19 protein-coding genes are annotated in these 19,581 nt (G+C 63.7%); 4 read left to right on the top strand and 15 right to left on the bottom strand.

Going from position 1 to position 19,581, the window contains the following annotated elements; genetic code table 11:
• Positions 1-36: 36 nt before the first annotated feature.
• Both IT430_03635 and IT430_03630 read right to left on the bottom strand, forming a co-directional pair.
• Positions 37-3,099 (bottom strand): DEAD/DEAH box helicase family protein, encoded by a 3,063-nt coding sequence (locus IT430_03635; GenBank protein MCC6907011.1) that lies wholly within the window; start codon positions 3,097-3,099, stop codon positions 37-39.
• A 69-nt stretch (positions 3,100-3,168) separates the two neighbouring features.
• The gene (locus IT430_03630; protein ID MCC6907010.1) at positions 3,169-3,993 is read right to left on the bottom strand and encodes a hypothetical protein; all 825 of its coding nucleotides are present in this window, start codon (positions 3,991-3,993) and stop codon (positions 3,169-3,171) included.
• Positions 3,994-4,347: 354 nt separating this feature from the next.
• Here IT430_03630 and IT430_03625 point away from each other — a divergent pair, with 354 nt between their 5' ends.
• From IT430_03625 to IT430_03615, 3 genes are all read left to right on the top strand, one after another.
• Positions 4,348-4,728, top strand: coding sequence for a hypothetical protein (locus tag IT430_03625; GenBank protein ID MCC6907009.1), 381 nt, complete (start codon positions 4,348-4,350; stop codon positions 4,726-4,728).
• A gap of 240 nt (positions 4,729-4,968) precedes the next feature.
• On the top strand, positions 4,969-5,916 hold the full coding sequence (locus IT430_03620; protein ID MCC6907008.1) for a zinc ribbon domain-containing protein: 948 nt from the start codon (positions 4,969-4,971) through the stop codon (positions 5,914-5,916).
• Positions 5,913-6,440 (top strand): hypothetical protein, encoded by a 528-nt coding sequence (locus IT430_03615; GenBank protein MCC6907007.1) that lies wholly within the window; start codon positions 5,913-5,915, stop codon positions 6,438-6,440. The genes IT430_03620 and IT430_03615 overlap by 4 nt, the downstream gene beginning before the upstream one ends.
• A 185-nt stretch (positions 6,441-6,625) precedes the next feature.
• Here IT430_03615 and IT430_03610 read toward each other — a convergent pair whose 3' ends face one another.
• The 13 genes from IT430_03610 to IT430_03550 form a co-directional block, all read right to left on the bottom strand.
• Positions 6,626-7,945: a hypothetical protein gene (locus tag IT430_03610; GenBank protein MCC6907006.1), complete on the bottom strand. Its 1,320-nt coding sequence runs from the start codon at positions 7,943-7,945 to the stop codon at positions 6,626-6,628.
• Between the two features lie 441 nt (positions 7,946-8,386).
• Positions 8,387-9,106, bottom strand: coding sequence for a hypothetical protein (locus IT430_03605; GenBank protein ID MCC6907005.1), 720 nt, complete (start codon positions 9,104-9,106; stop codon positions 8,387-8,389).
• A 9-nt stretch (positions 9,107-9,115) separates the two neighbouring features.
• Positions 9,116-9,886, bottom strand: coding sequence for a hypothetical protein (locus IT430_03600; protein MCC6907004.1), 771 nt, complete (start codon positions 9,884-9,886; stop codon positions 9,116-9,118).
• Positions 9,887-9,922: 36 nt separating this feature from the next.
• On the bottom strand, positions 9,923-10,249 hold the full coding sequence (locus IT430_03595; protein ID MCC6907003.1) for a hypothetical protein: 327 nt from the start codon (positions 10,247-10,249) through the stop codon (positions 9,923-9,925).
• Between the two features lie 456 nt (positions 10,250-10,705).
• A complete protein-coding gene (locus IT430_03590; GenBank protein ID MCC6907002.1) occupies positions 10,706-11,536 on the bottom strand; it encodes a hypothetical protein in 831 nt (276 codons plus the stop codon).
• Between the two features lie 9 nt (positions 11,537-11,545).
• Positions 11,546-12,325 (bottom strand): hypothetical protein, encoded by a 780-nt coding sequence (locus IT430_03585; protein MCC6907001.1) that lies wholly within the window; start codon positions 12,323-12,325, stop codon positions 11,546-11,548.
• A gap of 1 nt (position 12,326) precedes the next feature.
• Positions 12,327-12,857, bottom strand: coding sequence for a hypothetical protein (locus IT430_03580; protein ID MCC6907000.1), 531 nt, complete (start codon positions 12,855-12,857; stop codon positions 12,327-12,329).
• A gap of 62 nt (positions 12,858-12,919) precedes the next feature.
• Positions 12,920-13,576, bottom strand: a complete 657-nt coding sequence (locus IT430_03575; protein MCC6906999.1) for a zinc ribbon domain-containing protein — start codon at positions 13,574-13,576, stop codon at positions 12,920-12,922.
• A 9-nt stretch (positions 13,577-13,585) separates the two neighbouring features.
• Positions 13,586-14,374, bottom strand: coding sequence for a hypothetical protein (locus IT430_03570; protein ID MCC6906998.1), 789 nt, complete (start codon positions 14,372-14,374; stop codon positions 13,586-13,588).
• A 9-nt stretch (positions 14,375-14,383) separates the two neighbouring features.
• Positions 14,384-15,142, bottom strand: a complete 759-nt coding sequence (locus tag IT430_03565) for a hypothetical protein (GenBank protein ID MCC6906997.1) — start codon at positions 15,140-15,142, stop codon at positions 14,384-14,386.
• 252 nt (positions 15,143-15,394) lie between these two features.
• A complete protein-coding gene (locus IT430_03560) occupies positions 15,395-15,850 on the bottom strand; it encodes an SRPBCC family protein (protein MCC6906996.1) in 456 nt (151 codons plus the stop codon).
• 156 nt (positions 15,851-16,006) lie between these two features.
• Positions 16,007-16,552: a hypothetical protein gene (locus IT430_03555; protein MCC6906995.1), complete on the bottom strand. Its 546-nt coding sequence runs from the start codon at positions 16,550-16,552 to the stop codon at positions 16,007-16,009.
• A 145-nt stretch (positions 16,553-16,697) separates the two neighbouring features.
• Positions 16,698-17,351 (bottom strand): hypothetical protein, encoded by a 654-nt coding sequence (locus tag IT430_03550; GenBank protein MCC6906994.1) that lies wholly within the window; start codon positions 17,349-17,351, stop codon positions 16,698-16,700.
• 385 nt (positions 17,352-17,736) lie between these two features.
• Between IT430_03550 and IT430_03545 the strand changes: the two genes are divergently transcribed.
• Positions 17,737-19,431, top strand: a complete 1,695-nt coding sequence (locus IT430_03545) for a hypothetical protein (GenBank protein MCC6906993.1) — start codon at positions 17,737-17,739, stop codon at positions 19,429-19,431.
• The last annotated feature ends 150 nt before the right edge of the window (positions 19,432-19,581 follow it).

Genomic DNA, 19,581 nt, shown 5'->3' with positions numbered 1-19,581 from the left:
GCCTGCCTTTTTCTTTGTCTTCTTCTTGGCCATGAGTCAGGCGCTCACCTCTTGTGGATGGTTTTTCGGTTGATCGGCGATGGCTTTGCGAATCAGGTTGCCGGCATCCCAGGGATCGGAGATTTCGATGAAATCCCACCGCCCAAACCCGCCATGGTTGTTGACGGCGGGAATCCAAAGCGTCTTCGCAGTGGAGACTTTTGCAGCCTTGTCCTTTTTCTTTTCACCGGTGACTTCGATGATGAGGTTGAGCAGATCATCGCTGCCCCGCGCGTCGTCGATGCAGGCGATGAAGTCCGGGTGGTACTTGCGCTCTTCGCCGTTGATCATGTAGGGGATGGTGAAGCCGAGATTCTGGTTCTTGACGTAGCGAACGACCTCATCCATGTCTTCAAGCGTTTCGGCGAGTTTCTGCTCCCATGAATCGGTGTCGGCGACGACGTGGGAGATATGACACTTGTCTTCGCGCGTGGCGAGTACGGCCTTGGTCGTATCGAAGTCAACGTAGCGCGTGGTGCCGATGGTGTCGTAGGGGTGAAGAATTGGCTCCAGGGTTGGCAAGCGCGCGTCTGGGCTGGTGTGAGCGGAGACGATTGATTTGTAGATCAGATCCGATGCGTCGTGGGCGAACTCGAGAAGCAGAAGCAATTGCGGAAAAGCGTTGTCTTTGAGCGTGAGGCACTCGTTGATCCACCGCCGTGTGATCTGCAGGAGTTGCGGAAAGAGCCAGGCTTTGACCTCGCCGTCAAATCGATGAATTGCCGGGCGGTCGGTGCGATCCTGTCCGTCCTGGCGAAAGTACTTTTCGAGCGTGAGCTTCGCCAGCAGGAATGCGACTTCCTGGAGGCGCTTGCGCTTGAGATCGTCGAGTGTGTGAATGCTCGATTCGCCGACGATGGGGGCGTTTTCAGTCTTCGAGGGGACGTCATGCGTTGAGAGGGACAGATGCGCCTCGTCTGTAAAGTTCAGTCGGGTGTCGAGACGCTCATCGGGAAGGCGGTAGCGATAGCCCGCCACGCGCGGGAACGTGATCTCGCACTCGATGCGGCTCTCCAGAGCGCGAACGCGAGTGGGAATGGGGCCGGGTTTGGGGTCCTTTGTGGAGCCGCTGCATGGGATGAAGGAAAAGGGGACGCCGTAGACTTCGGCGTATTCGGCTTCAAAACGGCCGTGGCCGTCGGCGGCGTAACTCATGCGGCGCAGGGCGCGGCCGACGACCTGCTCGCAGAGGAGTTGGGTGCCGAAAGCGCGAACGCCAAGGACGTGCGTAACGGTGTTGGCATCCCAGCCTTCGGTGAGCATGGAAACGGAGACGACGCATTTGACGTGTTCGCCGAGTTTGCCTGCTTTGCCGACCGTATTCATGACTTCGCGGAGGAGGTCTTCTTCGCTTACGGAGTCTGCATCCCGACCCGGGTAGCGCACTTGGTATTCCTGCTTGAACTCTTCGATTTCGCGCGCTGCGATTTTCTTGAATTCGGGACTCATCCCCTCGCCGGATTCGAGTTGACGACTGTCGACGAGAATGGTGTTGGGGCGGGCGTGCCAGCCTCCACGGCCATCGTCATTGCGGAAGATGTCGAGGTGGCCGGCCTGTGCCACGGTTGTGCCGTTCTTCAGAGGTTTGTCCCAGCCAGCGATCCATTCAAAGACGAGTTTGGAGACGTTTGTGTTGTTGCAGACGACTATGAACACGGGTGGTGTGATGCCTTTGGCGCGCGCCTCTTCGTTGTTTTCCCATAGGGCATAGTACTTCTTGTAGTTACCGTACAGTGAGTGCAATGCGCTTTCGAGTTCGACCGGAAGTTTGGGTTCGCCGGTTACTGGCTGGGTTCTGCGGCCCTTGTGAGGCAGGTGCTCGCGGATGCGCAGCCAGAGATCGCGATAGGTTGGCTGATCGCCAGTGCCGGAATCGTCGGAGACTGGCACGCGCGGAACCTTGACGATGCCGGACTCGATCGCGTCGATGAGTGAGAAATCGGAGACAACCCAGGGAAAGAGGGTGGCCTCGGGGTAGCCTGAGCCGCGCAGAAAGAAGGGCGTTGCGGAGAGGTCGTAGATGGCCTTAATGCCGATCTTGTCTTTGACGGCTGTGATGCCGGAAATCCAGACGCGAGCATCTTCCTCGCGTTGCTTGGATTCGTCGAGGTCATCGCCGGTGAGTTTGACCTCTTCGCCGTCGGGCTTGCGGCGATAGCAGTGATGTGCTTCGTCGTTGAGGACGATGATTTGCTTTTTGTTGCCCAGTTCGCGGCAGACGCGACGCACCATCCGCTCGGGCGATTCTTTGTTGATGCCGGTATCGTTCTGTCCGGCGAGTTGCTTGGTCAGGCGGGCGCCATCGGACCTCTCTCGAGGAAGGAAGGCGTGGAAGTTGGTAATGAGAATCTTGGCCTGCTCGATTCGCACGAGTTCCTCGCCTGTGACGATGTCGCGCAGGCGGTAGTAGTTCTGCGGATCGTTGGGCAGCAGGACGCGCAGGCGATCGCGAATGGTGATGCCGGGCGTGATGATGAGAAAGGTGTCGGAGAAGCGGGAGTCCTGCGGATTGGCGATCTTGTTGAGCGTGTGCCAAGCGATGATCATGGCCATCACGACAGTCTTGCCCGAGCCTGTGGCCATTTTGAGCGCGATGCGCGGCAGACCCGGATTTGACGAGTCGTTGGCGGCCTTCAGATCGTTCTCGATCCATGTGTCGCCGAATCGCTTAGCGGCTTCGGTGATGTAGATGGCGGTCTCAAGGGCTTCGATCTGGCAGAAGAAGAGCTTTCGCTCGCGATCGCGATTCGTCCAGTACTCCAGCAGCCGGCGCGTGGTTGCGGTGACGCCCTGGTAGCCGCCCTCTCGCCACTGTTTGATTCGCTTGCGGATGCTGTTGACGAGTTTGTTTTCCTCGATGCGGTCTTTCGTCCATTCGGTGTCGAAGGAAAGTTGTTTTTGACCTTTGCGACGCGGCTTGGCGATGGGGACGAAGTAGGAACTGGATCGGCGGCCGGGGTCGATTTCGTTGGTGATGCCGTCGTCGGTGAAGCGGAAATGCTGCTTCGGCTCTTCGAATGCGGAGTTGATGACCGGGTTTTCGATGACGACCTGTGCCATAGCCGGGCTGCCTCCTCGCTGGAGGGCAGTGTATGGCTTTTGGCTGGCTGGGGCGCGGCGAGTGGCGGGCTATCTGAAATGGCCCGCGCGTTTGCCTCGGGCTTCGCCGTAGCGGAGGTGGAGGCAGGTGCGGCAGAGGAGGGTGCGGGGTTGGAAGAGGGGGGTGTAGCGGGTGGCGATGGCGGCGTCGAGGGGGGTGGCCGGGGCATTGCGTGTGAGCGGGTGGGTGTTGAGCAGTGTGATGTATTCCTGGGCGAAGCCGGCGTCGCGGTATTCGTCCGCCGTGCACAGCGGGAGGAAGAGTTTGGTGACTTTGCGCTTGCAGCGCGGGCACTGGAGGAAGTGCTGGAGGCGGTAGCGCGGCTGCATGCAATTGAGGTAGGGATCGAAGCGCGGCGGCAGGGGGAAGAACCAGCGCTCGACGGCGATGGTCTGCGTCCAGTCGTCGGCGGGCAGGCCGAGGCGCTTGAGGCGTGTGGCGCCTTTATTAGGATTGGCGGCGGTGATGTAAGGCGCTTCGCGGTAGCGGCATTTCATGATGTTGGATTTGCGCGAGCGCAGGTCGCCGGCGAGCTGCTGGGGTTTGCGCTTTTCGTGGAGGTTGTTGAGGAAGCGGGCGTCGAGGGTGACGCGAGCGATGGCGATGCGGCAGGGTCTGGTGCCGCGCGGGCGTGGCGGGGCGGATGAGTCGGAGGGGGATGCGGGGGCGGGGGCGTTGGAGAGGCGCGTGTTGTAGCCGGGCAGGCGGTGGGGCGGGAAGTCGGCGTGGCGCCAGAGTTCGGAGGTGCGGAGTTCGATGCACGCCGAGCGGTCGGTGCGGCCGGCGCGGTTGTGCCAGGAGGGTTTGGTGTGGAGGGTGGCGAGTTGCGGCGGGGTGGGGCGGTAGTGGGGCATGGGGCAAGTGTGCGCCGCGGCGGCGCGGGGGGCTGAGTGAAATGGAAGTTGATGGCGTGAAGGGGCGCGCGGGCGAGGTTTTGTGCGGCGGCGTGCGCGCGGTGGGGCGCGGTGGGGCGCGCATGGGAGAAGTGGATCGCGATGTGTGCTTTGAGCGGCCGTTGAGGTTTTGTGCGGTGGTGTGCGCGCGGTGGTGCTTGCGTTGGAGAAGTGAATCGTGATGTTGATTTAAGTTCGAAGCGCGGGGTCGGCGAGGCGCCGGCTGGCAATGTGTGGAATCGAGAGTACATTTATTGGCCGTGGCGGGGTTCGGTCCGAACGCCTGCCGAAACCTTTTACGTGGAGGATTGAGCGATGAGTCGGCAGATGCTGTTGGCGGTCGTCGTCGTGGGGTTGCTTGCGGTGGCGGGGCAGGCGAGCGGGCAGGTGCTGTCGCAGTCGGGGCCGTGCCCTGGCACGAAGACGTTCAGCGTGACGGGCGGGGCGCCGTTCACGCGATTTGCTTTTATTCATGCGGCGAACACGGGATCGTGGACGATTCCCGGCGGGCTGGTGTGCTTCGGCACGACGACGGGTCTGGCGGCGCCGGTGACGCTGGCGGGATATGTGGCCGCCAACGGCTCGGGCAACGCGGCGGTGACGCAGTTCATCCCGGCGCCGGTGTGCGGCAACCGGTACCTGCAGGTGGTGGATACCATGACGTGCACGGTGTCGAACGTGATATTGATTAATTAGCCGGCGCGAATGGCGTGACTGAGTGCGGCGCGGCGGGCGCGCCGCTGAGTCAGACGCGGCGCGGCGAATGAGAGAGGGAACGTGCGGCGGTTCGGCGCGGCTTGCAGTTGCAGGCGGCGCCGGCCGCTGCTTTTTTCTGCCGGCGGTGCAGGCGGCGGCGCCGGCCGGTGGGCGTAGTATGCACTCGCCGCCTGGCCGGGTTCGCAAACGCGGCGGGAGCATGGGACGAGGAGCCCCCGCATGAACGAAGCTGTCGCGCCGCCGATTGTCGGAACGGTCAACGACGTGGTCGTCGAGGCGATCGAATGCGTGCGGTGCGGGCGGAGTCTGCTCGGATTGAAGGTTGGTGATTCGTGCCCCGATTGTCATGCGGCGGTGAGCGATGCGATCGGGCTACCCAGTGTCGATGATGCGTTCTGCATTCAGTGCGGCTATGCGCTGCGCGGGCTGCGCGAGGGCGGCGCGTGTCCGGAGTGCGGCACGCCGATCAGCAAGTCGCTGCGCGGCGACCTGCTGGGCTGCTGCTCGCTTGATTATGTTCGATCGCTGCGGCGGGGGGCATGGATGGTGCTGGCGTCGATCGCCGTGCAGTTCGTATTGCTGCTGGGCATTATATTGACGGCGGTGCTGGCTGGTGCGGCGCCGTTGGCCACACCGGCCGTTGATCTCGCGATGAGCATCGCCGGACTCGTGGTCGAATTCGGCTCGCTCTACGGCTGGTGGTTGCTCAGCGCGCTCGATCCGGCGTACAGCGGCCGCGATGACGGCGCAACGTCGCGCAAGGTGCTGCGCTGGGCGCTGGTGTTCGGCGCGATCTACGCCATGGGCGATTTCGTGGTGCAGATGTTGCCGGGCGCGACGCCGAATCAGGCGATGGGGTGGATCGAGGTCGCGACGGCGATGGCGGCGCTGGCAGTGATGGCGGTGCAGTTCTTTGCTTCGATGATCTATCTGCGCTGGATCGCGCGGCGCGTGCCTGATCGCACCGTGCACGAGCGGGCCAGACGCTTCATGTGGCTGGGGCCGCTGCTGATGACCGTGGGAATCCTCTGCGTGGGCATCGGGCCGATCATCGCGATCGTTATGTACTGGAACATGATCTACTGGCTCTATAAGGATCTGCGGCGCATTGAACATCAGATCGCCATCGAAGAGACAGCCGTGAACGCGGCAGTGGATGCAATATGAGGTGGCGCGGCAACCGCTCCAGCGTGCGCGGGCCGAGCCAGGAGTTTCGCCTGGTTGATCCGGAAACAGGCGAGCCCGTCATCCTCGTGCGCGAGCAGGTGATGAGCGGCCCGCCGCTTTGGATTCTCGCGGTCATCTTTATCTTTGCGACGGCGTGGTACACGTTCTGGTATGGCTTGGGAACGTGGACACTCATGCGGTGGGTGGGCTGGGAACTTGTCGCCGCGGCTGTGCCTGTGGCGCTGCTGGCGACGATTCGCATCGCGGCCCGCTTGCGCGAGAAGCAGGCGGTCGAGAACGGCTGGCCGAGCCCGGTGATGCGGCAGCGCCAAGAGGTGCTGCTGCTTCTCGTGCTGCTGTCGGTGGCGCTGGGCGGCTGGTCGGGATGGCTGCTCAACCAGATTCCCGCGGTCGCCGGCGTGGGCTTCGATGATGTCATTGTTATGGGCGTTGCGGCGATCTGGAGCGCCATCGGGATGCTGCGCAAGATTCCAAAGCAGCCGGCAACGAAGGTGGAGCAATAGTGCGCCGCTGTCTGCTCAGGAAGACAATCAACCGCAGAGAGCGCCAAGAGCGCAGAGAGTGGCGGCGCGGCAGGATCGGTCAAAGCCACACGCTGCATTCCTCGGCGCTCTCGGCGATCTTTGCGGTCAATACTGCGCTTAGACGGGCCTGAGCGCCAAAGGGCAGAGCTTCAACGCAAAGCGCACTACTTCTTCAGTGCCTCAAGCCGCTGGGCGGCCTCGCGGGCCAGGTCGGTGTCGGGGACGAGTGCGATGACCTGCTTGAGCTTCTCGCGCGCGAGGTCGGGGCGGCCGGCCTTGATGTAGTTGTCCACCATCGAGAGCAATTGCCGGGCCTGGTCGCGCACGCGGGCGGCGTCGAGCGCGGCCTTGTTGGCCGGGTCGGCGGCCCACTGCGCGGCCTTGAGCCGCGCCGTGCGGCCGGCAGCGGTCTGCGCGAAGCGATCGGCCACGGCCTCGAGCAGTTCGTAGCCCGCGACGGCGTCGGCATCGAACTTCTCCAGCGCCAGCACCAGCGCATCGGCCGCCTCGCGCTCGATCTTCTCCATTGCCTCCGCCTCGGCGGCGCGGCGCTCGGCCAGCGGCGCATCGAGCGCCTCGAGTCCTTTGTCGAACCACTCGGCGTCGGGCAGCGTGTGACCCATGTCCGGCACTTCGAGATACGTCGCGTGCGCGAAACGCTCCTTGACGAAGCCGTGCTCGTAGATCGTCGCCGTCTCGGTGCGGTTGAAGTCTTCGCTGCCGGTGAGCAGGACGTAGCGGTTGTCGCGCACCGCCCTGGCGAGAACGGGGCCCGGCGGCGGCTGGTAGCGCTCGATGTACACCTTGCCCGGCTGGTCGGGCACGGGCGTGCGGCGATAGAAGTCGCAGCCGACGATCATGAACGCGCCGGCAAACTCGTCGGCGTAGGCCACGCCAAGGCGGCTGGCGATGCGGCCCCCGCCCGACATGCCCGCGATGTAGAGGCGCAGCGGGTCGATGTTATATGTCTGCCGCATGTTATGTGCGGCGTCGAGGGCGAGGCCGAAGCGGTACCACCCGATTCGCTCGTTGCCGGCTCCGTTGGCGCCGACCCAGATGAAATCGCGCCGATCGAGCACGGGCAGCCATTGCGGCGGCGCGGCTGCGGATTCGCTCGGACTCGACCAGACGATGAGGCCGTACGCGCGGGCCGGGTCGTAATCCGACGGCACATACACCTCGAAGGATTCATCCTCGATGTCGTATTCGGGCGCCGGCTCGGTGGTGGCGTAGCGCATGCGGGCCTTGATGCGGCTGATGGCGCTGCCGGGGTGGCGCTGCGTGAAGGTGATGCGGTACGCGCCGGTGCGCGGCGGGAGGTCGAGCGTGCCAGGCGTCAGGTCGCCATCGTCGCCGGTCGGTGGCGGTTCGTCTCGCGGCAGGGGGCTCTGGGCCCGGGCGGCGGACATGATCACGGCGAGCAGCGCCATCGCAAGCAGGGCGATGAGACTGCGGACAAGGCGGCTGGTCGGGCGGGGCGACATCGTGGCCTCCGGTGCAAACCTGCGGCTGCGGCAATCGGGGACAATACGCGCGTGAAGCGCCTGCCGCACTGAGCCGGATGCGCATGCGGCGGCGGCGCGGCAGAATCATGGAAATCCGGGGCCACGTCGATGGGGCTGGGCGCAAACGGGTGGCGAACGCTTCACCACGGAGTCACGGAGAGCACGAAGAGGACACGAAGAGGAAGTTGAGCAGCGGTCCCGACCTACGCGTGCGCGCCGCATTCGGGGCAGGTGCCGGTGGTGTGACGGGCGGTAGGTCGGGACAAGGCTGTGCGCAGGCCCGGCGCTTGGCGGGTCGATGCGCGGCGCGTTCGTTTTGCAGCACCGCCGCGACTGCGCGAACGGGTGGCGAGCACTTCACCACGGAGTCACGGAGAGCACCGAGAGGACACGAAGAGGAAGTCGAGCAGCGATCCGGACCTACGCGTCCGCGCCGCATTCGGGGCAGGTGCCGGTGGTGGTGGCTCGGAGGTCGTAGTTGCAGGTGGGGCAGCGGCCGCGCCAGATTCGCACGCGCCGATGGACAAACGACGCCATCAGGAGCAAACCGAACCAGAACACGGCGTAGAACACTTGGCCAGCGAGAATTGGTCGGATGGGCAAGACGACATCACTTGAGGCGCCACGGCCGGACTTACTCACCGTGATCCCCGTATGCGGCATGAGGCTGCTGTCGTTGCGCGGACTGACGCCACTTCCGAACCCTGTCAGCGCGTATCCATGCGGTAGCTGAACGGCGTGCCACAGCATGCGGAACGGGAATCCGACCGATGAGAACTCCCACATCGCGTCGGGTGACGCCTCGTGCATCCGTTGTCCGCTCAGCGCTCTTCGCAGCCACAGTGGCGCGGTGCCGCTAACCGTACGTTCACGCCGCGCGAGCGAACCATCAGAATCGGCGGGGGACAGATACACTTCATGGAACGACTTTGTGGTGGAAGCGAAGACCTCGGCAAAACAGCTTTTGTTATCGTCCACTGGCGCGAAACTGATTCTCGATCGAGTGCCAGCGAATGGAGAATCGCAAGACGTTGCGGCCCAGATGGACCAGAGAACGTTTGTGAGCAGCAGAAGGCTCAGCGTCCACAGCATTGTGGACGAGATTCGCCGGCGCAGCAATGACGGGAGCGAAGCGGTCATCGCGTGATCCTACGTCGCGGCGCGCGGCGTGATCGCCGCGCCGCATTCGGGGCAGACGCCGGTGGTGGTGGCTCGGAGGTCGTAGTTGCAGGTGGGGCAGTGGCGGGTCTGTTGACGGATAGCCCGCACCGTAGAGAGAACATGCCGCCGTGCGAGCGTGAGCACCGCAAACGCAACCGCAACGTAGAGTGCCTGCAGTGAGAACCACCCAATCATGTCCGTCCAGAGGATTGTGGGCTTGTCACTTGCGAGATCGGCGGTCGGGAAACTCCCCGCACGGGCTTCCAGTGTGTATCCCCGACCTCCCGGTTGCCATTTGATTGGCAGTCCGCGCGAGCCGGCCCACACCCCGCTGACGGAGCTTTCTTCATGGGTGTCTGCGTCGATGTACCATACGCGCTGTGACGATTCATCGTAGCCGACCACTTTGTGGACAGGTCCGATTGGAGCATCCAGCGCCAGGTTCCTCTGACCCGGCCGATACACCAGATAAAACGATGCTTTATGATGCTGGTACCAGTTGTGCCCGGGCGGACCTGCATACAGGTCGAGCTTCAGCCAGTATGAATCCTGTGTATCAGCATCGAACCGACGGCCGGACGTTGTGACCGAGTATCCGTCGAGCGGATTCTTCAATAGCCATGCGCATTCGGGGAAGACCAGATAGACAAAGAGGGCGAGTGCGACCAACGCCCACGCCCAAAGTGGCGCGAGCGCCCAAGCCGTACATCGGTAGATGGGCGAGATCTTGGGGCTGCGTCGTTGCCAGTGCGTGTGCATCTGTACCAGTGTACGAGCCTCCTCGCTTCGACAACATCATGCAACCGACGACAGCGAATAAATGACCGCGCCGCATTCCGGGCAGACGCCGGTGGTGGTGGCTCGGAGGTCGTAGTTGCAGGCGGGGCAGTGGCCGCGTCGGACGCGAAGGCGTTGACGACTCAGCCGGACCAGGGTGGCCAGCGCGAGCAGGACCGCGGCGTAGATGAGAGTGTTGACGATCGCGCCTGGCCAGTAGATAGCCAGCGGAAGGGCGCGTGATATTCGATTGCCGTTGCCCGCGTGCGGAACGACGATCCCGTCGCGAACTTGAAGAGGTCCACCGCCGAGCGACTCACCTGCAAAGTACGAGGCGCTCCGCATCGGCCATCCAGAAGCGACCTCGACACACCATCCCCACGAGGATGCATTCGGATAGTAATCAAAGTTCGGGTCGGTGGAGATGTGAGTGAACCTCGACCACGCGGGAGGCATGGATCTGGTTGAGACGAGATCTTCATCACTTCGCCACTCAGCCGAGCTCCAGTCCGGCCTCGAATCGTCTACGGAATCGGCAGGATCAGAGCGTGAACGCCAGAAATCGGCTAAGAGCGAATCTCGGCCTGTTGAACGACCCCGGATGACAAGGACTCGCGAGTGCCGCACCGGCTCCCGTAGCTTCAGCACCCATGCGTCGGTAGTCGGATCCTGCGATGTCTGCAGGGAGAATCCGCACGCGACGAGATGCTGCAGCACCGCCCCGGACGCGAGGCAAATGGCGAGTCGCCTCGTCCTGCTGCGCAAAGGTGACGATGGCTGAGCGTGCGACATCGGTTGATCCTACGTCGCGGCGCGCGGTGTGATCGCCGCGCCGCATTCGGGGCAGACGCCGGTGGTGGTGGCTCGGAGGTCGTAGTTGCAGGTCGGGCAGCGGCCCCTTGCGGTTCGCCATCTTCTGCGCTGGAAGGTCGGCAGGGCGAACAGGAGCCACGTTGCCGTTGCATATAACATCGTGTTGAACGCAAAACCGGGCCAGATGGGGCGCAGTGGGAGCCACCGGAACTCGTCGGTCCGGTACCTTCCATCGGGCATGTTGAGCGGGATGATCGCGATGCGTTGCTCCGTCAGGATGATGCGCCGCCGATTCGCGTCGTATACGTATGCGCCGGGCATCGGTCGGCGCACCCCGCCCATGAGGCAAAGCATGGGCCATCCGCGCGCATCCGCGATGCTGTCCCAGTAGTGCCATTCCTGGCCCGTATTCGGAACGGCTTGAGTTCTGACATCGTGAACTTGGAGAACCGGCTGCGCCCAGGGCGAAAGAAGGTCTTCGGGCGTCCGGGGATTTGGTTCGGGCGGCATTCCGCTGGTTACGTACAGAGATGATACGGTGACACGCTCAGCTCCTGTGCGGCGCCATCGCACAATGACAATGCCCGGAAACCGATCAGAGGGAGGAACATCGACCTCTTCTCGCATGAGCAGGAAGTAGGAGTTGTCAATGTCTCGGTAGTAGTCTTCCTGAACCTCCGGAGGAAGCTCACCCATCGCACGACGAAAGTCGAGTCCGATTGCCAGTCCCCACGCGACGGCCAGGTTGATGATCACGCCGAGCAGCATGAAGATGCATGCTCGCGCGATGAGTCGGCGGTTGAGCCAGCGGGTTGGCATCGCTTGATCCTATGGCGTCTCGCGTGGCGTGATCGCCGCGCCGCATTCGGGGCAGACGCCGGTGGTGTTGCCGCGCAGATCGTAATTGCAGAAGGTGCAGCGGCCTCGTCGTGCGCGTTGATCGCGCCAGCCGCGACGAAGTACCCACCAGGACGTGCGGAGCAGCGCGACGACGGCGAACCAGAATGACCCGTAGATCAGTTGGCCGGTCCAGACGGGACGGAAGGGGAGAACGCTGGCAGCGGAGGCGACTTCCTGACCGCCGGGCTCGTTCAGGACAATGGCCGTCGAGCGGTCAGCCGCCTGACCGGATTGGTCTCGCTTCCACCTGCACCAGAGCAGCCTGACGGGCCAGCCTGTTGCCGTGAACATCTCGACTTCGAACTCGCCTGCGGCGAGCCGATGCGCATTGCGGAGCCGCTCGGGTTTGACCCAGCTTGGCGCTGCATCCGGCTGCGGCTCAAAGAACTGAGGCCATAGCTCGCGTTGTTCTGGCGTAGTGCGCTCCGGCCCGGTTACTGTGTCAAAGCGCGAGAGCCACGGATAATCCACCTTCGTCTTCCATGGAACGATGTAGGTGACGCTGTACTGGTCGTCTGCGGCGAGATATCCGAACGGATCGGATGGATACGTGATCAGAAACTCCCACCACTGCTCTTCGTAGGAGGTTGGAAAGTACTGCGAAAACCGCCACGACCAGTATGCATTCGTTACAAGCAGCAGCGGGAGTGACCAGATGAGGGTTGTCAGGATCGAGCGGCACCGGGATTGAGTTTGAGAGGGCTTCACATCACTTCGCCTTGTCGCCGCCCGCGTCTATTGCCGCGCCGCATTCGGGGCAGACGCCGGTGGTGTTGGCGTGGAGGTCATAGCCGCAGGTCTTGCAATGCGGACGGGTTCCGACCGGAGCGCTGTTTGGAAGCGAGAGCGCACAGACGACGCAGATCAGAATCGCCGCCAGCGCAGTGGCCACAACTGCGGCCGGAATGTGGTCAAGTGTGCCCGTCGGCTTCAGAAAGAGACCAGACAGGGCGGCCGACGCCAGGATCGGCATGAACGCACAGAACGTGGCGTGCAAAGGCGCCTTTCGCTGCAGGCAGAGTTTCACGAGTGGGTACAGCACCAGCGCGCACATGACTCCCAGGCCCATCGCTACAGCCGGGAGAATGACAAAGATGGCCAGCAACTCGCTGAGAGAGGATGAGCTGATCAAAGCGGACGCAAGCAGGCAGAGCAGTGCAGCGAGTGCGCCCGTCAGCATCGACTTCCAGAACAGGCTCATCTGCACCAATCGATTCAATGTCTTCTTCCATTTGCCCATCGTGGCAATCCGCAATCTGCGTGTTCGCACTCGAATCCAGGCCAGCGTGAACTGGCTTCGCGTCAACTCCTGAGTGTACCGCATTCGGGGCAGACGCCGGTGGCGGTGGCTCGGAGGTCGTAGTTGCAGTTGGGGCAGCGGCCGTGCTTGAGACGTCGCCTTGTGATGATCTTGCGCGGCGCGGCCAGCACGAGGATCCAAAGCACTCCGCCGTAAAGTGCTGAGTTGAACAGGAAGCCGCACCACAATGGTCGAAGCGGCAGGGAAGAGAGCAGGGAATCTTCAACGTCCAGCTCCGATTCAAGTCGCCAGAGTCCGACTGCATGAAGCTCGACACGGTCCTGGAATCGCCCAGGCCCATCGTCGTACGTGGTGATGCACCAAAGATGACCCCTCATGCTCTTGAGGGGCAGGCCAGCTCGAACTGAGCCGTAGAGAGTCTTGCCCCAATCGATCGAAGGGTCGGAATAGCGGAGTTGCACGTCAAACCCCGGCGCGAGAACTTCTCCGGAAAAACCGTACTTGCTCTTCCATTCAAGTGGTGCGTGATTCTGCCACCACGGTAACTCGGAGTGGATATCGTCGATCAAGCCAACTCTGCGACCGCCCGCGCCCGGATACACACACGCCCACGCGACGGCTACGTTGATGATCGCGCCGAGCAGGAGGAAGATGCTTGCTCTCGCGATGAGTCGGCGGTTGAGCCAGCGGGTTGGCATCGCTTGATCCTATGGCGCGGCGCGTGGCGTGTTCGCCGCGCCACATTCGGGGCAGACGCCGGTGGTGGTGGCTCGGAGGTCGTAGTTGCAGGCGGGGCAGTGGCCGCGCCGGCGGCGGAGGTGACGGCGCGCGAATGGAACCACAGTGAACGGAACGAGCAGGGCGGCAGCGTAAATGAGTGTGTTGGCGATGGCGCCGGGCCAGATGATGCGGAGCGGGATGGCACGAGGGGTTTTGCCAGGATCATGGAGTGCATTGCCAATGAATATCCCTTCGCGCACGGTGCATGCCCCCGACATGATTGAGCGAACTGAGAAGTAGGAGGCGCTCTGCATCGGCCAGCCGGATGCCACCTCAAGACATGGGCCCCAGCCCGTTTGCGGATAGTAATCGAAACGCCGGTCGGTGCGGATCGAGGCGATGCGGGACCACACAGGTGGCGGGTTTTGAGTAACCATGAACGTGAACGGGTCGCCCATGACTGGCTCGCGTTGCCACCATCTCCCCCAGGACCAGTCGGGATGCTTTGGGTTTGCCGGCATGCCCCGCGATGAAAGGAAAGAGAACTGGCCCGAAAGCACAAAGCGACCAAGCGATGCGTAGCGCGTTACGGTAAGTGTGGCCAAGCCGCCGGAATGATCGACTCTCAGTTCCCAGCTTGTCCCGCGCCTGCCGGATGACGTGAACATGCCGAAGGCGGCCGCGACAGCGTACTGAAGTATGGCGCCGAGGAGGATGCAGAGGATGAGTCGTTTGAAGAGGCGGCGCAGCGCGGAGGATTGGCGCGGGCTGGGCATCGATCAATCCTACGTCGCGGCGCGTGGCGTGATCGCCGCGCCGCATTCGGGGCAGACGCTGGTGGTGGTGGCTCGGAGGTCGTAGTTGCAGGCGGGGCAGCGGCCGCGCCGGTGGCGGAGGTGACGGCGGGCTGCCGGGAGCAGTGCGAGGGGGATGAGCATGATCAGCGCGTACAGGATTGTGTTTATCAAAGCACCGTTCCAATGCACCTTGAGCGGGATGACGGACGGCGTGCGGTCTGAGTCAAATTGCGGGCTTTCAAGGGCGAAGCCATCATGCACGGCGAATGGATTGCGTTCATCTGACATGGTGAGAAAGCACGAGGCGCTGCGCGCCGGCCAGCCGCTCCCGATTTCGACGGCGAGCGTATAACTGGACACGCTGGGGTAGTGATCAACGGCCTCACCTGTGGTGATCTGACGGAATCGCGACCAAAGAGGAATCCCTGCAGGGGCCTCACTTCGTTCGAACTTCAACGATTCTGGATCGAGCCACCCCCCGTCTCCCCAGGCAACGAATGGGCTGTACGAGAAGAGGTTGCCAACCAGGATGTCTCGACCAAATGATTTGCTGGTGTCCACGATAAGGTAGTAGGTCGCCTCGTCGCCGCAGTGGAATTCTTCGCCCAGTCTGGATCTTCCCCATGAACGCGAGAAAGCGCAGAGCGCGACCGCGACCGCGAATTGAAGAATGGCGCTGAAGAGAAGGCAGATGACGACTCGTTTGATGAAGCGGCCGGGCGCGGAGGTTGGGCGCGGGCGGGGCATTGGGTGATGGTATCGTGCAGGGTCGGTGGGCGGGGTGGGGGACTCTGTCGCCCCTTCGGGGCTCGGGATTTGTTTGCCGGCGTTCCACGGGTTGCGCTGCGCACGCGAGAGCGCGTGCTGCGCTGCACCCGTGGCTACGTGATGGCGCCCCGCTGGGGCGAAGAGGAGAATCTTCGATCGTGCGATCGCGCGATGGTTCGGCGAAGGCTGGTGATAGGCGAAAGTGTCAGGTTGCACCTGACCTACATTCGGTTACTTCTCGACCGGCTGCTCGGCGGCGTACTTGAGTTCGTCGATGTCCTGGTCGAAGGCCTTGACGCATTTCTTAAGCATGATCGCGCTCAGTGGCGAGGCGAGTTTGGCAAAGAGAGTGAGCGGTTTCCAGGCGAGGTCCATCACGAGGTTGGTGCCGGTGCCATCGGGTTCGAAGCGGAAGCGCGTTTCCATCCAGCAGCCGCACGAGTTGCAGCCGACCTGGTAGGAGTGGGGCGGGTCGTAGGCGGTGACTTCGAGTTCTTCGGTGGCCTCGCGGCCGAACATGATGCGCGTCTCGCGGAAGCGCGTGCCCTTTTTCACTTCGCCGCCCGTGAGCATTTCGACGCTCTTGATCGCGGAGATGCGCCGGGGTGCGTTCTCGAAGTCGGCGGCGATGTCGAAGACGCGCTTGGGCGGCGCTGCGATGAACCTCGAGATTGAAACCTTGCCCATCGATTGATCCTCCGCGGCCGGGCCCGCTCCGGCGCCGGCCAGCTCGTTTGCAATGACGTCTCTTCGCTTGAAATCGGCTCCGCCGGATGGTGGACTTCAATCGCGGATGGCGGCGGCATGAGCGGCGAGCGTTTCGCCATTCGACGGCAGGCACGGTCAGTTTCGGGGCGGCTGCGGACGTGTGATCAAGATGCGTCCGGTGAGGTAGGCGCCTTCTTCTCCTGCCGGGCCGCTTGAATGCTGATCGAGTTCTTCGGCTGCCGGTTCGTCGGGTGCATCGCTGGGCTGGCCGGACTCGCTTTCTTCTTCATCGATGCAGATCACTCCACCGGTCATGCCGTACCCATTGCAGCCGGGTATGGTGAGCGAGACGCCGAGCAGGGCGAACATCGCTGCCACAGCGCGGCCGGCAGCGCGGCGCGCCCTGGCGCGGATGGCGGCGAGACCGACGGGGCAATCCTGAGTGAGAATCGTGCCGTCGGTGCGGCGGAAGAAGGTGGCGCAGACGCGATCGTCGTGGCGATGCTGCTGAAGGAACGCCTCGGCCTGGCCGCGGCTCATGGCCGAGAGGTTGTGCACGTGCAGGCTGCACTCGCCGCAGAAGCGCGTCGTGTCATCGCCTGTCATCGACTCCCACGGCACCGGGCACGGCGATGCAACTTTGATCTGATCGAGCAGAGCAAGGTGGATGTCGTCAGCCATGATCCGCTCCTGCAGGGGGCGTCGGGCGGGAAGACCTGGTCGGAGAAATGTAGCGGTGTCAGGACGGCGGACAAAAATAAGAACCCGGCCGGGGTTGGGCCGGCCGGGTTCGTGGGGTTGGAGCGGACGGGGTCGAGGGAGCGGATCAGTTGCGGAAGAGCAGGTCAAAGGCGAGGTCGCTGGTGCGCTGGTTGCACGGGTCGGTCAGCGGGCGGTAGGTGACGTAGTCGGGCGTCTGCAGGGCGCGGCAGCCGACGACGGGCTGATGGCCGGACCAGAGGAAGTCGTTGACGCCGGGCTGGGCGCTGAGGGCGTCGGCCTCGGAGATCTGGAGCCAGTAGCGCTTGCCGGCTTGGACGCCGAAGGCGGGCATGGGCGTGCGGAACTCGAAGACGCGCTGGTTGAGGCAGTCGATGCCCACGGGGCGGGTCTGGGGTACGAGACAGGTTTCGTAGAGCAGATCGCCGGGCTGGCAGTCCACGTCGCTGTAGATGGCGATGTAATAAGGATGGCCGATCTGGGCGCCGTTGAGCAGCACGCCCCACCATCGCATGCCCAGCAGGTCGCCGTCGCGGCGGGGGCGGAAGTCATCCATCGCAGCGAGGTCGCTCGGCCGCGGGGCGCCGCAGTCGAAGACGCGCGATTCAAACGCGGCGGAGGGTCGGGTCCAAGGCTGGCGGTAGGTGAAGGTGGCCTGCGGCTCGAGGGTCTGATCGTCGAGAGCGGAGCCGACGGCCGGGGGAGCCGTGTTGATGGCGGTGGTGAGGATCGACGCGGTAACGAGGGCCATGCTGAACATTGGTCTTCTCCTTGCTGCGCTTCGGCAACGGCCGGAGCGGTTGGTTTGGCCGGGCTTTGTCGGGACGCCCCGATGCACACGAGCGCCCGGCACCCAGAACTCGCCGGGCGCGGCCGAGGTGGACAATTCAAATTGGAGAATTGGCAGGCCGGGGGGCAAACGCGGTGGGAAGCGAGCGGCAGGACCCGGAGGCGGCGGAGGACGAAATCGGCGAAAGCCTGCTTTCAGCGGCCGGGCGGCTGCGCGAGTTCGTGTATAATCGTCGCGTCTGGCGCGGGCCCCCGATGGATATCGATGGGGATCAGTCCGAAGAGACCCCTCTGCGGATGCGTGCTGTGTGCGCTGCGCGCCACCCTTGCGGAGTTCTGTCAGCAGAGGAGAGAGTATGTCCCGACTTTTCACTGGTGCGGCTGCGGTTAGCGTGGGATGTGCGGCGTGCGTATTTGCGGTGGCGACGGTCAAGCCGCCCGTGGGGGTGGGTCGTTCGCCGACGCACCGGCCGCAGCAGTCGCCGGCGCCGGTGAGCCGGCCGCCTGATCTGCAGGTGGGCCCGGCGCAGTATCCCAGCGAGTTTCGTCGCATCGACGGCTGGTGGAACAACCCCGAGCACGGCGAGTGGGGCGCGGCCCGCACCACGCTGCTGCGCCTCATGGAGCCGGAGTACGGCGACGGCGCGGGCAACGTGCCCGGCGGGCAGGATCGACCCGGCCCGCGCGTGGTGAGCAACATTGTCAATTCCCAGCCCGGCGACATGCCCAACGACCTGGGTCTGACGGACTTCATCTGGCAGTGGGGCCAGTGGATCGACCACGACGTGGTTGAGACACCCATTGCCCAGCCCGCTGAGCGCTTCGACATTCCGGTGCCGCAGGGCGATCCGTGGTTTGATCCCCACGGGACGGGGCGGGAAGTGATTCCGCTGGACCGCTCGGGGTATCGCATGGTCGATGGCGTGCGGCAGCAGATCAATCACATCACGTCGTTCATCGACGGCTCACAGGTGTACGGTTCGGACAAGGCGCGGGCGCAGGAGCTGCGTACGCTCGACGGCACGGGCCGACTCAAGACCAGCGAAGGCAACTTCCTGCCCTACAACGTCAACGGGTTCCCCAACATTCCGGATCCGAACGATCCGACCATGTTCGTCGGCGGCGACATTCGCGTGAACGAGCAGAGCGCGCTGACGGCGATGCACACGCTGTTCGTGCGCGAGCACAACTACTGGGCCGATCGCATTCGTGCCGAGCGGCCGAACCTGAGCGGCGAGAAGATCTATCTGTATGCGCGGGCGATCGTGGGCGCGGAGATTCAGGCGATCACGTACAACGAGTTCCTGCCGGCGATCCTCGGGCCCAACGCGTTGCCGCCGTACGAGGGCTACCGGCCGGATGTGAATCCTTCGATTGCGAACGAATTTGCGACGGCGGGGTGGCGAATGGGTCACACGCTGCTCTCGCCGGTGCTGCTGCGGCTCGACGAGAACGGGCACGTGATTCCGGAGGGGAATCTGCCGCTTGAGGAAGCGTTCTTTCGGCCTGAACTGATCGTGGAACTGGGCATTGAGCCGCTGCTGCGCGGCCTGGTCGTGCGGCCGGCGCAGACGCTCGATCCGTACATCATCGATCCCGTGCGCAACATGCTCTTCGGGCCTCCGGGCGCCGGCGGGTTTGACCTGGTCTCGCTGAACATGCAGCGAGGCCGCGACCACGGCGTGGCGAGCTACAACCACGTGCGCCGCAGCTTGGGTCTGGCGGAAGTGCAGTTGTTCGAGGAGATCACCGACGACCCTGAGATCGTGCGGCGGCTGGAAGAGGCGTACGGCCACGTGGACCGGATCGACCCGTGGGTCGGCCTGCTCTCCGAGCCGCACGTCGAGGGCTCGATCTACGGCCAGTGCCTGTTCATGCTGATCACCGACCAGTTCACGCGGCTGCGCGATGGGGATCGTTTCTGGTACGAGTCGTACCTCGGCCCGCAGGCGGCGCGGTTCATCGAGACGCAGACGCTCGCGACGATCATTCGCCGCAACACGACCATCGACCGGGAGATCCAGGATGATGTGTTTCACCTGAGGCGGTAGGGGCGGGGCACGAATGATGCAGGACCCTCACCGGCGCGCAGTGCGCGCCGGTTTTTTCGTGCTGCAGGCAGCGGTCGATGCGCGTATTGGACCCGCAAGATTGTCGGGCGTGGCGTTGGCGGTGTGCGCGGCCGGTGATTATTGAACCTG

The organism is Phycisphaerales bacterium, assembly GCA_020852515.1.
Lineage (GTDB): Bacteria > Planctomycetota > Phycisphaerae > Phycisphaerales > UBA5793 > UBA5793.
This window is presented reverse-complemented; position numbering and strand designations above follow the sequence as displayed.